11 protein-coding genes are annotated in these 14,041 nt (G+C 71.7%); 9 read left to right on the forward strand and 2 right to left on the reverse strand.

Translation table 11 applies throughout. The annotated features are described in order from the left end of the window. Positions 1-162 precede the first annotated feature (162 nt). Positions 163-690 carry a hypothetical protein gene (locus AC4OXY_RS41430; RefSeq protein WP_491994824.1) on the forward strand — a complete coding sequence of 176 codons (528 nt, stop codon included), beginning with the start codon at positions 163-165 and terminating at the stop codon, positions 688-690. Here AC4OXY_RS41430 and AC4OXY_RS41435 read toward each other — a convergent pair. Next, positions 679-1,710 carry a LacI family DNA-binding transcriptional regulator gene (locus AC4OXY_RS41435; RefSeq protein WP_356034000.1) on the reverse strand — a complete coding sequence of 344 codons (1,032 nt, stop codon included), beginning with the start codon at positions 1,708-1,710 and terminating at the stop codon, positions 679-681. The two genes, AC4OXY_RS41430 and AC4OXY_RS41435, sit on opposite strands and share 12 nt — an antisense overlap. Before the next feature lie 259 nt (positions 1,711-1,969). Here AC4OXY_RS41435 and AC4OXY_RS41440 point away from each other — a divergent pair, with 259 nt between their 5' ends. From AC4OXY_RS41440 to AC4OXY_RS41460, 5 genes are all read left to right on the forward strand, one after another. After that, positions 1,970-3,256, forward strand: coding sequence for an ABC transporter substrate-binding protein (locus AC4OXY_RS41440; RefSeq protein WP_491992290.1), 1,287 nt, complete (start codon positions 1,970-1,972; stop codon positions 3,254-3,256). A 6-nt stretch (positions 3,257-3,262) separates the two neighbouring features. Continuing rightward, positions 3,263-4,183, forward strand: a complete 921-nt coding sequence (locus AC4OXY_RS41445; protein WP_491992291.1) for a carbohydrate ABC transporter permease — start codon at positions 3,263-3,265, stop codon at positions 4,181-4,183. Then, a complete protein-coding gene (locus AC4OXY_RS41450) occupies positions 4,180-5,088 on the forward strand; it encodes a carbohydrate ABC transporter permease (RefSeq protein WP_491992292.1) in 909 nt (302 codons plus the stop codon). The genes AC4OXY_RS41445 and AC4OXY_RS41450 overlap by 4 nt, the downstream gene beginning before the upstream one ends. 25 nt (positions 5,089-5,113) lie before the next feature. Next, entirely contained in the window at positions 5,114-6,379 is a 1,266-nt protein-coding gene (locus AC4OXY_RS41455) for a glycoside hydrolase 5 family protein (RefSeq protein WP_491992293.1), read from the forward strand. Between the two features lie 64 nt (positions 6,380-6,443). Then, positions 6,444-9,473, forward strand: coding sequence for an alpha-mannosidase (locus tag AC4OXY_RS41460; RefSeq protein WP_491992294.1), 3,030 nt, complete (start codon positions 6,444-6,446; stop codon positions 9,471-9,473). Positions 9,474-9,555: 82 nt separating this feature from the next. On the opposite strand, the gene AC4OXY_RS41465 is transcribed toward AC4OXY_RS41460, so the two are convergent. After that, positions 9,556-10,260 carry a FadR/GntR family transcriptional regulator gene (locus AC4OXY_RS41465; RefSeq protein WP_356033903.1) on the reverse strand — a complete coding sequence of 235 codons (705 nt, stop codon included), beginning with the start codon at positions 10,258-10,260 and terminating at the stop codon, positions 9,556-9,558. Between the two features lie 164 nt (positions 10,261-10,424). On the opposite strand from AC4OXY_RS41465, the gene AC4OXY_RS41470 reads away from it, so the two are divergent. Genes AC4OXY_RS41470 through AC4OXY_RS41480 form a run of 3 tightly spaced genes read left to right on the forward strand, consistent with a single transcriptional unit; the run spans position 10,425 to position 13,997 of the window. Beyond that, on the forward strand, positions 10,425-11,489 hold the full coding sequence (locus AC4OXY_RS41470) for a sugar ABC transporter substrate-binding protein (protein ID WP_491992295.1): 1,065 nt from the start codon (positions 10,425-10,427) through the stop codon (positions 11,487-11,489). Next, the gene (locus AC4OXY_RS41475) at positions 11,486-12,976 is read left to right on the forward strand and encodes a sugar ABC transporter ATP-binding protein (RefSeq protein WP_491992296.1); all 1,491 of its coding nucleotides are present in this window, start codon (positions 11,486-11,488) and stop codon (positions 12,974-12,976) included. The genes AC4OXY_RS41470 and AC4OXY_RS41475 overlap by 4 nt, the downstream gene beginning before the upstream one ends. Continuing rightward, positions 12,969-13,997, forward strand: coding sequence for an ABC transporter permease (locus tag AC4OXY_RS41480; RefSeq protein ID WP_356033911.1), 1,029 nt, complete (start codon positions 12,969-12,971; stop codon positions 13,995-13,997). The genes AC4OXY_RS41475 and AC4OXY_RS41480 overlap by 8 nt, the downstream gene beginning before the upstream one ends. Positions 13,998-14,041: the final 44 nt, after the last annotated feature.

The following is a 14,041-nucleotide window of genomic DNA, read 5'->3' on the forward strand; positions in this document are numbered from 1 at the left end:
CGTCCGCGCCTGCTGCCGTCAAGCACCACGACGGCTTCGTCCTCCGTCCCTCCCGCGACACCGACCACACCGTGGCGAGCAGCAGTCGGCGCGACGGTCACGGCGACGTCCTGCGCTCCTTCGCGGACGTACACCCTCGACGCGACCGACCACGGCGCCCACATGCTCAACCAGCTCCACGAGGTGCTCACCGAGTACGGCCCGGTCGACGAGGTGTGGTTCGACGGCGCCCAGGGCCGCATCCCTGCGGACGAGGTGGAGCGGTACGACTGGGACAGCTGGTACACCCCGGTCGTCGTGAAGGCGCGCGACAGCGCCGACCACGTCCCGTGGTGGCCCGCCGAGTGCGACGTCTGCATCCGGGACGGCTGGTTCTGCCGTCCCGGCCAACAGCCCAAGTGGCACGGCTGCGCGCGTTCCGCGACCGCGTGGACCGCGAACTGCCCGAGGACCTGGCCCGCGGCGCCCGGACCACCGCCACGCCGGGACGGCCGACAGATCGAGGCCTTCGTGGTCGAGGCCGGGGCGGACGGCGGCTGGTCGCGGGTGGCCGCCGCCGGGACGGTGGGCGCGAGCCGGATCCTGCTGCTCGCGGCGCCGGTACGGGCCCGCAGGTGGCGGGTGCGGGTCACGGCGGCGCGGTCGGCCGTACGGATCGCGGAGTTCGGGCTGTACCGGTCACGTACCTGACCGGCCCGCCGCGCCCCGCGCCGCCGCCCCCGTACTGCCCCGCCCCGTCAGCCGCGGCACCGGCACCCCCGCCGAGCGGGCCGCGCCGCCGTCCAGCAGGGCCAGCAGCTCGCGGGCGGCCGTGCGGCCGAACTCGGCGCTGTCGCGGGACAGGGCGGACAGCCGGGGTGTGACCATGCGGCACAGGGCCGAGTCCTCCCAGGAGACCACCGACACGTCCTGCGGGACGCGAAAGCCCAGGTCGGCCGCCGCCGCGAGGCCCGCCACGGCCATCACGTCGTTGTCGTAGATCAGCGCCGTGGGGGCGGGGGAGGCGCCGAGCACCCGGCGGGTCACGGCCGCGCCCTGCGTGTCGGAGTAGTCGGTGGTCACCGACCGGACCTCGCCCAGGCCCCGCCGCTCCGCCTCCGCGCGCAGCGTGGCGGTACGGCGCTGGGTGTGCGCCAGGTCCGGCAGGCCGGCGATGTGCACGATCCGGCGGTGGCCGAGCGCCGTCAGCTCGTCCACCACGGAGGCCATCGCGCCCGCGTCGTCCGCCCAGACCGTGGACAGCCCCGGATGGCACCCGTCGGGCTCGCCGCCGATCACCACGCCGGGCAGGCCCAGTTCGTCCAGCAGGCCGGGGCGCGGGTCCGTGGCGCGCGGGTCGACCACCAGCACGCCGTCCACCCGGTGCTCCGCCCACCAGCGCCGGTAGACCGTGCACTCGTCGGCCACGTCCTCGGCCACCTGGAACAGCAGGCCCAGATGGCGTTCGGCGAGCACCTCCTGGATGCCGGAGACGAGCTGGAGGAAGAACGAGTCGACGCCCAGGGTGTGCGCGGGGCGGGCCAGGACGAAGCCGACCGTCGCCGCGCCCTCGCCGGACAGCGCGCGGGCGGCCGTGCTGGGCCGCCACCCCAACTGCTCGGCGACCCGGCGGACCCGGGCGCGGGTGGCCTCGGAGACGCCGGGGCGGTCGTTCAGCGCGAAGGAGACGGCACTCTCGGAGACCCCGGCCCGCCGGGCGATGTCCTTCATCGTGGGCCGGCGTGCGGGTGACCGTCTGGTCGGCGGCACGTTTCCCCTCCCTCCCGGGCGAGTTGGCTAATGCGCTTGAGTGTCAAGACCCTAAAGCGCATTAGCGAACTACGGCAAGCTTTCGGCGGAACTCCCCCGACCTGCACTAATGAAGTTTGGATTTCTTTAGTTCGGATGACTGCATTGACTTTCTCCGAACGGCCCGTGCATGGTCTCTCACGCCGCCAACAGACCGACACAGCAAGGGAGCCGTGTCACCGTGCCCATGCCCCGCAGAGCCCTGTTCGCCGCTGCCGCCGCCCTCGTCCTGCCGCTGAGCGCCTGCGGTTCGGGCGGCGGGGGCGGCGGCTCCACCGACGCCTCCGGAAAGGTCGAGGGGAACATCACCTTCGAGACCTGGAACCTGCGCGCCAACTTCACGCCGTACTTCCAGGGCCTGATCGCCGACTTCGAGAAGAAGTACTCGGGCACGCACGTGAAGTGGATCGACCAGCCCGCCGAGGGCTACGCCGACAAGCTCAGCGCCGACGCCGCCGGCGGCACCCTGCCCGACGTCGTCAACGTCTCCCCGGACCTGGTCGCCCCGCTCGCCAGGGCCGGTCTCGCCATGGACCTCGACAAGGCCGCGGCGACGTACAAGTCCGAGTATCTGGCCGGGGCGTGGGCCAGCCACCGGATCCCGGGCATGAGCGGCACGTACGCCTTCCCCTGGTACCTGAACACCGGCCCGCTCTTCTACAACAAGTCCCTGTTCACCGAGGCCGGACTGAACCCCGGCCGGCCGCCGAGGACGTACGGCGAACTCTTCGCCGACGCCCTCCAGATGGCGAAGAAGAGCGGCGGCAAGGTCGCCACCCTCGCGAACGTCCCCACCATCGAGGACTTCGGCCGCTACGGCGTCCCGCTGATGAACCGGCAGGGCACCGCGTTCGCCTTCAACGACGCCAGGGGTGTCGAACTCCTCACCAGATACAAGGAGTTGTACGACGCCAGGGCCCTCGACCCGCAGGCGCTGACCGCCACCCCCGAGTCCTCCGGCAAGAAGTTCCTCACCGGTGCCGTCGCCATGAACCCCGGCAGCGCCCTCGACCTGGACAACTTCAAGAAGAACGCGCCCGGTCTCTACAAGAACATCGGCATCACCGACCAGATCACCAGCACCGGGCACGTCAACATGTACGTGATGGGCGTGATGGTCAACTCCCGCACCAGGCACACCCCGGCCGCCGTCGCCTTCGCCCACTTCGTCACCGACGCGCAGAACCAGATGTCCTTCGCGAAGAAGGTCGCCATCTTCCCCAGCACCGCCGGCTCCCTGAGCGACCCGTACTTCACCAAGGAGGACGGCACCGACGAGACCCGGGTGCGCATCGCCGCGGCCACGTCCCTGAAGAGCGCGGTGAACTACACCCCCGTGCTGTTCAGCGATCAGATGAAGACCGCGCTGCGCAACGAGGTCGCCAAGGCGCTCCAGGGCAAGGAGAGCCCCGAGGAAGCCCTCGACAACGCTGTCAAGGCCGCCGACCGGCTGCTCCAGCAGGGCTGACCCGCCATGGCCGCCACCCCCCTCCGCGTCAAGGGCCGCGCGCAGGCCGGGACCAGGATCCGGCGACAGCTGCCGGTCAGCCCCTGGCTGTTCGCGGCCCCCGGGCTGCTCGTCACCGGCGCGTTCGTGCTCTACCCGTTCGCCTCCACCCTGGTGAACTCCTTCACCGACCGCCGCACCCTGCTCCCGGGCCGTTTCGTGGGCCTCGCCAACTTCCGCGAGCTGCTCCACGACGACATGTTCTGGACCGGCCTGCGCAACAGCACGCTCTACGTCCTCGGCGTCGTACCCGCCCTGGTCGTCCTGCCGCTGCTGCTCGCCCTGCTGGTGCAGAAGAACATCCCCGGCATCACCTTCTTCCGCTCCGCCTTCTACACCCCGGTCGTCGCCTCGATGGTGGTCGTCGGGCTGGTCTGGGTGTGGCTGCTGGACGAACGCGGACTGGTCAACTCGCTGCTGGAGACCGTCGGGATCGGCCGGGTCGGCTTCCTCAGCGACCAGTGGCTGCTCCTGCTGAGCGCGATGGCCGTCACGGTGTGGAAGGGCCTCGGCTACTACATGATCATTTATCTGGCGGCGCTCGCCGACGTGCCCCGCGAGCTGCACGAGGCCGCCGCCGTGGACGGCGCGGGACCGGTGCGCCGCTTCCTCACGGTCACCGTCCCCGCCGTGCGCTCCACCATGGTGCTGGTCGCCGCGCTCTCCTCGGTCGCCGCGTTCAAGGTGTTCTCCGAGGTGTACCTGATGGCGGGCCCCGACGGCGGCCCGGCCGGCGAGGACACCACCCTCGTCATGCTGGTCCAGCGCACCGGCACCGGCCTGACCGGCCGCGTCGGCTACGCCTCCGCCCTCTCCGTCGTCGTCTTCGTCGTCACCGTCGCGCTCATGCTGCTCGTGCTGCGTGCCGACCGCAGGGAGGAGGCGTGAGCGTCCTGGAGAAGGTACGGCCCGAGCGGCCCGTCACCTCGCGGAGCAGGCCGCCGCGCGTCACCGACGAGCACGGCCGCCGGATCCGCGTCGGCGAACTGGCCCTGCGCTACGTGCTGTTGCTCGCCGTCCTCGCCCTGACCGTCGGCCCGTTCCTGTGGCAGCTGTCCACCTCCCTCAAGGGCACCACCGAGGACATCTACAGCTCCCCGCCGAGCTTCCTGCCGGCCCACCCCACCCTGCACAACTACACGCGGGTCGCCGACACCGTCCCCGTCTGGGACTACGCCCTCAACTCCCTGAAGGTCGCCGCCGCCAACGTCGTGACCAACTGCGTCGGTTCGGCCCTCGCCGGATACGCCCTGGCCCGGCTGCGCTTCCGCGGCCGGCGCGTGACCACGCTCGTGTTCGTGCTGGCCATGCTCGTGCCCGTCGAGGGCATCGTCATCGCCCAGTTCACCACCATGCGCGAACTCGGCCTGAACAACACGCTCATCGGCGTCGTCCTGCCCGGCGCGATCGGCGCCATGAACGTCCTGCTGATGCGGGGCGCGTTCCGCAATCTGCCCTACGAGATCGAGGAGGCGGCCTACGTCGACGGCGCCGACGTGTGGCAGCGGTTCCTGCGCGTCGCGCTGCCCGCGGTGAAGGGGACGCTCGCCGTCGTCGCGATCTTCGCCTTCATGGGCGCCTGGGACGACTTCCTGTGGCCGCTGATCGTCCTCAGCGACCCCTCCAAGTTCACCCTCACCATCGGTCTCAACTATCTACACGGCACCTTCGCCAACGACGAACGCCTCGTCGCCGCCGGCACCGTGATCGCCGTGGCCCCGCTCATCGCCCTCTTCGCCTGCCTCCAGCGGTACTTCTTTCGCGGCGTCGGCGAGGGCGCCGTCAAGGGCTGAACACCCGTATGCCACAAGGACCTCCATGCCTTCTGCCGTCCGCTTCGGCGTCAACTACACCCCGAGCGAAGGGTGGTTCCACCACTGGCTCGACTTCGACCTCGACTCCGTGCGCGCCGACCTCGACGCCATCGCCGCGCTGGGCCTCGACCACATCCGCGTCTTCCCGCTGTGGCCGTACTTCCAGCCCAACCGCACCCTGATCCGCCCCCGCGCCGTCGAACAGCTCGTGGCCCTCGCCGACGCGGCCGCCGAACGCGGCCTGGACGTCAACGTGGACGGTCTGCAAGGGCACGTGAGCAGCTTCGACTTCCTGCCGGCCTGGACCCGCACCTGGCACCGGCGCAACCTCTTCACCGACCCGGACGTGGTGGCCGGCCAGGCCGCCTATCTGCGCACCCTCGCCGCGGCCCTCGCCGACCGCCCGGGCTTCCTCGGCATGACCGTCGGCAACGAGGTCAACCAGTTCGCCGCCGGCCCCCACCCCGACCCCGACCGCATCACGGCGGACGAGGCCGAGCGCTGGCTCGTGCGGATGCTGGCCGCCTGCGCCGAGGGCGCCCCGGACCGGCTCCATCTGCACGCCTCCTACGACGCCGCCTGGTACCAGGACGACCAGCCCTTCACCCCCGGCCACTCGGCCCGCCTCGGCGACGTCACGGCCGTGCACTCCTGGGTGTTCAACGGCACCGCCCAGCGCCACGGCCGTACCTCCGTGCCCAGCGAGCACCACGCCGCCTACCTGGTCGAGCTGAGCAAGGCCTGGGCCGACGCGCCGCACCGGCCGGTGTGGCTCCAGGAGGTCGGCGCACCCGCACCTCTCGTGCCCCCCGAGCACGCCGCCGCCTTCGCCGAGGCCACCATCACCCACGCCCTCGACTGCCCCGACCTGTGGGGCATCACCTGGTGGTGCGCGTACGACGTCTCGCGCGACCTCGCCGACTTCCCCGAACTCGAATACGGACTCGGCCTGTTCACCGACGACCGCGCAGCCAAGGACATCGCCCGCGTGCTGGCCGACGCCGCACGCGACACCGGCCGGGCCCCCGCGCCGCGCACCACCGCCCTCGTCGTCCCCGGCGATCCGGCCCTGCGCTCCCACTGCGCCCCCGGCGGCCCCGTCTTCGACGCCTTCTTCCGGCTCGTCGCCGACGGCGCCCGCCCCAGCACCGTCCTGGACACCCGCGCGGACGACCAGGACCACCTCGCCGCGCGCGGCATCACCGACGTCGTCACTCCCGAGCAGGTACTCCCCACCGTGGGGGAGCCGTACGACGCCTCGAACCCGTGACCGTGACCCACCCCTGACAACCCACCCGGTAACCGCACCCGGAACCCCGCAGGGAGCAGCCCGTATGCATGACGACCGCACGCTGGTGGAAGCCCGCCTCAGGCGTGTCCTCGACGAGCGCATCCGTCCCGCCCTGTACCCCGAGTCCGTCCCGCTGCAGGTCGCGGTGTGGCACGCCCCCGGCGAACCCGTACCGGTCGAGGAGGGACTCGCCGCCGAGCCCGGGCCGATCGAGGTGGGCGCGCGGTGGGGTGCTCCGTGGGGCACGAGCTGGTTCCGGGTGACCGGGACCGTGCCCGAGGCGTGGGCCGGGCGGACCGTCGAGGCCCTGCTCGACCTCGGCTTCGACGAGAACATGCCCGGCTTCCAGTGCGAGGGCCTGGTCCACCGGCCCGACGGCACCCCGGTGAAGGGCCTCAACCCGCGCAACCAGTGGGTGCGGATCGGCGCCCCGGTGGCGGGCGGGGAGGAGGTGGTCCTGCACATCGAGGCCGCCTCCAACCCCGTCGTCCTCGACTACCACCCCTTCCTGCCGACCCGGCTCGGCGACAGGGAGACGGCCGGCAGCGAGCCCCAGTACACGCTCACCCGCATGGACCTCGCCGTCTTCGACGAGACCGTGTGGCAGCTGGTCATGGACCTGGAGGTGCTCGGCGAGCTGATGGCCGAACTGCCGGCGGACTCCGCGCGCCGGTACGACATCGTGCGCGCCGTCGAGCGGGCCCTGGACGCCGTCGACCTCCAGGACGTGGGCGCCACCGCGGACCGGGCCCGGCAGCAGCTCACCGGAGTCCTCGCGGCACCCGCCGTGCCGTCCGCGCACCGGATCAGCGCCGTCGGGCACGCGCACATCGACTCGGCGTGGCTGTGGCCGCTGCGCGAGACGGTCCGCAAGGTGGCCCGTACGACGTCCAACATGACCGCGCTGATCGAGGACGAGCCGGACTTCGTGTTCGCCATGTCCCAGGCGCAGCAGTGGGCGTGGGTGAAGGAGCACCGGCCCGAGGTGTGGGCGCGGGTGAAGAAGGCCGTGGCCGACGGGCGGTTCGTGCCGGCCGGCGGGATGTGGGTGGAGTCGGACACCAACATGCCCGGCTCGGAGGCGATGGCCCGTCAGTTCGTGCACGGCAAACGGTTCTTCCTCGACGAGTTCGGCATCGAGAACGAGGAGGCCTGGCTGCCCGACACCTTCGGCTTCGCCGCCGGCCTGCCGCAGATCATCAGGGCGGCCGGCTCCAAGTGGCTCCTGACACAGAAGATCTCCTGGTCACAGACCAACAAGTTCCCGCACCACACCTTCCAGTGGGAGGGCATCGACGGCACCCGGATCTTCACCCACTTCCCGCCCGTCGACACCTACAACTGCTCGATGAAGGGCGGCGAGATCGCCCACGCGGCGCGGAACTTCAAGGACAAGGGCCGCGCCCGGCACTCCCTCGCGCCCACCGGCTGGGGCGACGGAGGCGGCGGCACGACCCGCGAGATGATCGCCAAGGCGGCCCGGCTGCGCGACCTGGAGGGCTCGGCCACCGTCGCATGGGAGACACCCCGTGCCTTCTTCGAGAAGGCCGAGGCCGAGTACCCCGAGCCGCCCGTCTGGGTCGGCGAGCTGTACCTCGAACTGCACCGCGCGACCCTCACCAGCCAGGCCCAGACCAAGCAGGGCAACCGGCGCAGCGAGCACCTGCTGCGCGAGGCGGAGCTGTGGGCGGCGACGGCCGCCGTCCGAACCGGATTCCCGTATCCCTACGAGGAGTTGGACCGCATCTGGAAGACGGTCCTGCTGCACCAGTTCCACGACATCCTGCCCGGCTCGTCCATCGCCTGGGTGCACCGGGAGGCCCGGGCGACGTACGCCCGGATCGCCGGGGAGCTGAACGGCGTCATCGACGCGGCCCAGCGGGCCCTGGCGGGGGAGGGGACCGCGGAGCTGCTCTTCAACTCGGCGCCGCACGGCCGCAAGGGCGTGCCCGCCGGAGGTGCCGGGGCGGCCAGCCTGCCGCAGGGTACGACGTGTACGACGCTGTCGCCCCGCACCGGAGGCGGATACGTCCTGCACAACGGCCTGCTCCGTGTCGAGATCGACGCCCGCGGCCTCGTCGTGTCCGCGTACGACATCCAGGCCGACCGTGAGACCGTCGCCCCCGGCCGGGCCGCGGGCCTCCTCCAGCTCCACCCGGACTTCCCGAACATGTGGGACGCCTGGGACGTGGACGAGTTCTACCGGAACACCGTCACGGACCTCACGGACGCGGAGTCGGTCCAGGCCGCTGACGGCGGCGTATCGGTGCGGGTCACCCGCGCCTTCGGCGCCTCCCGCGTCACCCAGGTGCTGTCCCTGCAGCCCGGTGAGCGGCGGCTGGTGATCGACACCGAGGTCGACTGGCACGAGACCGAGAAGTTCCTCAAACTGGCGTTCCCGCTCGACCTGCACGCCGAACGGTACGCGTCGGAGACCCAGTTCGGCCACGTGTACCGGCCGACCCACACCAACACCTCCTGGGAGGCCGCCAAGTTCGAGGCGTGCAACCACCGCTTCGTCCACCTCGCGGAACCCGGCTGGGGCGTCGCCGTCGTCAACGACTCGACGTACGGCCACGACGTGACCCGCACGGTACGCACCGACGGCGACCGGGGTACGACGACCACGGTGCGCGTCTCTCTCCTGCGCGCCCCGCGGTTCCCCGACCCCGAGACCGACCAGGGCGTCCACCGCTTCCGGCACGCACTCGTGCCCGGCGCGGCGATCGGGGACGCGGTCCGCGAGGGCTGGCGGCTCAACCTCCCGGAGCGGAGGATCACCGGCGCGCACGCGGTCGCTCCGCTGGTCACGGTCGACGACGACGCCGTGGTCGTCACGGCCGTGAAGCTGGCCGACGACGGCAGCGGCGATGTGGTGGTCCGCTTCCACGAGGCGCACGGGGGCCGGGCCCGCGCCACGCTCACGGCGGGCTTCGAGGTGGCGGACGTGACCGTGACGGACCTGCTGGAACGGCCGCTCGGCGACAGCGAGCCGCCGACGCGCGAGGGTGCGCGCATCACCGTACGGCTGCGGCCGTTCGAACTGGTGACGCTCCGGCTCCGCAGGTCGTGATCGGCTCCGCCGCGTGGGCGCGACCAGCCACGACGGCGCCGCAGACGAACGACGGCCCATCGCGGTACTTCCAGCGGGGCGCTCAGCCCCCGAGCTGGGCCCGCAGCCACTCCTCCACCTCGCCGACATGGGCCGCCGCGGCGGCCCTCGCGGCCTCCGGGTCCCGGGCGGCGAGGGCCCGGTGGATGGCGGCATGCTCGCGCCGGGTGCGCGCGAACGCGCCCTCCTCCTGGTAGCCCCGCCACACCCGGGCCCGGAAGGTGCGCGACGACAGCCCCTCCAGGATCGCGGCCATCGTCTCGTTGCCCGCCGCCGCGGCGATCTCGCGGTGGAAGGCGAGGTCGTGGGCGAGGATCTCCTCGGGGTCGTCGGTGGCGTTCATCGCCGTCAAGTGCTTCTCGACGGAGGCGAGTTGGCTGTCGGTGATGCGCGCGGCCGCGAGTGCCGTCGCCGTCGACTCCAGGATCCGCCGCACCTCCAGCAGCTCCACCAGCCGCGGCCCCCGGGACAGGTCGGCGACGACCCCGAAGGTCTCCAGCAGATCGCCGGCCTCCAGCGCGGTGACGTAGATGCCGGAGCCGTGCCGGGCCTCCAGGACGCCCAGCACCGTCAGCGCGCGGATGGCCTCCCGCATCGAGCTGCGCGAGATCCCCAGCCGGGCCGCGAGATCCCGCTCCGTGGGCAGCCGCTGGCCCGGCTCCAGCCGGCCCTCGGCGATCAACGCCTTGATCTCCTCGATGGCGCGCTGGGTCACCGTGCCCTTCTGCGGCACCTCTTCCTCGTCCATGCCGCTCCTCCTTCCCCCCCGGTGCGCCGCAGTCTAACCAGCCGAGTGGTCCGACCACTACGGCCGAAATCCTCGAATTCTCCGTGCACGAGGGTGTTGACTCGGCTCATTGGTCTGATAAGTATGCGGCGTCTGCTCGAACACCCTCAACGAGGAGCCGCGAGATGCCCGCCAGCACAGTGAGGAAGCGCAAGCGGTCACGGATCATCGGCGTGGCGGCCCTGGCCGCCGGCGCCTCGCTCATGCTCGCCGCCTGCGGCAGCACCAAGGACACCGCCGGCGCGGGCGGCGGGGGCACCGGCAAGGTCGGCGTGATCCTGCCGCTGCTGACCTCGCCGTTCTGGCAGTCGTACAACGACTACGTGCCCAAGATGGCGAGGTCCGAGGGCGTCCAGGTGCTGAAGACCGTCAACTCCAACAGCGACCCCTCGCAGCAGATCACCGACATCGGCAACGAACTCACCCAGGGCGTCAAGGGGTTGGTGGTCGCCCCGCTGGACAGCGCCGCCGTCCAGGCCGGGCTCGACCAGGCCGAGCGCAGGGGCGTCCCCGTGGTCGCCGTGGACGTCGCGCCCGACAAGGGCAAGGTCGCCATGGTGGTGCGCGCCGACAACGTCGCCTACGGCACGAAGGCCTGCGACTACCTCGGACAGCATGTGAGCAGCGGCAAGGTCGTGCAGATCATGGGCGACCTCGCCTCGGTCAACGGCCGCGACCGCTCCGAGGCCTTCCGGACCTGCGTGCGGAAGAAGTACCCGAAGCTCAAGGTGCTGGAGATCCCCGCCAAGTGGGAGTCCGACACCGCCGCCGCCAAGCTCGACACCCTGCTGAACGCCAACCCCGACATCAAGGGCATCTACCTCCAGGCCGGCGGCGTCTACCTCGCGCCGACCCTGCAGACACTGAAGTCCAAGAACATGCTCAGGACCGCCGGGCAGCAGGACCACATCACCATCGTCTCCAACGACGGCATCCCGCAGGAGTTCGACGCCATCCGCAAGGGCCAGATCGACGCCACGGTCTCCCAGCCCGCCGACGCCTACGCCCGCTACGGCCTGTACTACATCAAGGCGGCCATGGCCGGGAAGACGTTCCGGCCCGGACCCACCGACCACGGCTCCACGATCGTCAGACTGCCCAGCGGCATCCTGGAGGACCAACTGCCCGCGCCGCTGGTCACCAAGGCGAACGTCGACGACCCCGCGCTGTGGGGCAACACCGTCAAATGACCACGCCATTGGTGCAAGCGGAGGGCATCGTCAAACGGTACGGCCCCACCGTCGCCCTCGCCGACGGCCGCCTCACCGTCGTGGCCGGCGAGTCCCACGCCCTCGTCGGCCGCAACGGCGCAGGCAAGTCCACCCTGGTGGGCGTCCTCACCGGACTCCAGGCCCCGGACGAGGGCACCGTCCGCTTCGACGGCCGGCCCGCGCCCGCCCTCGCCGACCGGGACGCCTGGCGCCGCAGGGTCGCCTGCGTCTACCAGAAGCCGACGGTCGTCCCGGAACTGACCGTCGCCGAGAACCTGTTCCTCAACCGGCAGCCCACCGGCCGCGGCCTCATCAGCTGGCGCCGGCTGCGCCGCGAGGCCGCCGAACTGCTCGGCACCTGGGACGTGCACGTCGACCCGGAGGCCCGCACCGCCGACCTCCGGGTCGAGGACCGCCAAATGGTCGAGATCGCACGGGCGTTGAGCCTCGGCGCCCGGTTCATCGTGCTGGACGAGCCCACCGCCCAGCTCGACAACCGGGAGATCGAACGGCTCTTCACCCGCATGCGCTCCCTCCAGGACTCCGGCGTCACCTTCCTGTTCATCTCGCACCACCTTCAGGAGGTGTACGAGGTCTGCCAGACCGTCACCGTGCTGCGCGACGCCCGCTGGATCACCACCGCCCCGGTCGCCGACCTGCCGAAGGCGGCCCTGGTGGAGGCCATGGCGGGGGAGTCCGTCGCCGAACAGGCCGTACCGCGGCGGCGGGCCGGGGAGAGCGCCCCGGTCCTGCTGGAGGCGAGTGGACTTTCCTCACCGGCGTACGACGACGTCGACCTCACCGTGCGGCGCGGCGAGGTCGTCGGACTCGCCGGCTCCAGCGGCAGCGGCAAGACCGAACTGGCCGAGTCCTTCGCCGGGTTGCACACCCCGACCGGCGGCACCGCCCGACTGGACGGCGAGCGGCTGCCGTTCGGCGACGTACGGGCCGCCCTGCGGGCCGGGATCGGCTGCGTCCCGCGCGACCGGCACGAACAGGGACTGGTGTCCGGCATGAGCATCGGCGACAACGCCACGCTCGGCGTGCTGGACCGGCTCGGCCGGGCCGGGTTCGTCGCCACCGACCGGCGGCGCCGCTTCGCCGCCGACCTGATCGACCGCCTCGACATCCACACCGAGGGCCCCGACCAGCCCGTGTCCGACCTCTCCGGCGGCAACGCGCAGAAGGTCGTCATGGCCCGCGCCCTCGCCTGCGACCCCCGCCTGCTGATCCTGATCAACCCCACCGCCGGCGTCGACGTGAAGTCCAAGGAGTCGCTGCTCGCGCGCATGGACGACGCCCGTGACGACGGCACCGCCGTCCTCGTCGTCTCCGACGAACTCGACGACCTGCGCCGCTGCGACCGCGTCCTCGTCCTCTTCCACGGCCGGGTCGTCGCCGAGCACCCGGCCGGCTGGCGCGACCACGAGCTGATCGCCTCCATCGAAGGAGTTGACCATGGCTGAGACCCGGGCGGCCCCGCCGCTCGCGCCGAGCAAGACCCCGGACGCGCGGTCGGCCCGCACCGTGCTGCTGCGCCGGGCCCGCGAACTCGCCCTCGTCCCCGCGCTGTTGCTGCTCATGGTGCTCGGCGCCATGGTCAACGACTCCTTCCTGACCGAGCGCAACCTGATCTCGGTCCTCGGCGCCTCCGCCGCGCTCGCGATGGTCGTGCTCGCCGAGTCGCTCGTCCTGATCACCGGCAAGTTCGACCTGTCGCTGGAGTCCGTGGTCGGCATCGCCCCGGCCGTCGGCGCCCTGCTGGTGCTGCCCGCCGCCCAGTCCGGCTGGGGCACCGCATGGCCGACCGCGCTCGCCCTCCTCGCGATCCCCGTGGTCGGCGCGGCCATCGGTGCCTTCAACGGCGTCCTCGTCGTCAAGCTCCGGCTCAACGCCTTCATCGTCACCCTCGCGATGCTCATCGTGCTGCGCGGCCTGCTCGTCGGCGCCACCAAGGGCAAGACCCTGTTCGGCATGCCCGACAGCTTCTACTCGCTCGCCACCACCACCTTCCTCAACGTCCCGCTGTCCGTGTGGCTCGCCGCGGTCGCCTTCGCCGTCACCGGGTTCCTGCTCAAGTACCACCGCACCGGCCGCGCCCTCTACGCGATCGGCGGCAACGCGGACGCCGCCCGCGCAGCCGGCGTCCGCGTGGACCGCGTCATGCTCGGCGTGTACGTCGTCGCGGGCGTCCTCGCCTCGATCGGCGGCCTGCTCCAGACCGGCTACGTCGGCGCGATCAGCGCCAACCAGGGCCAGAACATGATCTTCACCGTGTTCGCGGCCGCGGTGATCGGCGGCATCAGCCTGGACGGCGGCAAGGGCACCATGTTCGGCGCCCTGACCGGCGTCCTGCTGCTGGGCGTCGTACAGAACCTGCTCACGCTCGCCCAGGTCCCCTCGTTCTGGATCCAGGCCATCTACGGCGGCATCATCCTCGTCGCCCTCATGATCGCCCGGGTGACGACGGGCCGCGCCCAGGACTGACGTCCGCCGCAGACGAGGGACCGTCACGCATCCGACGACCGAAA

This window comes from Streptomyces sp. HUAS MG56 (assembly GCF_058673395.1).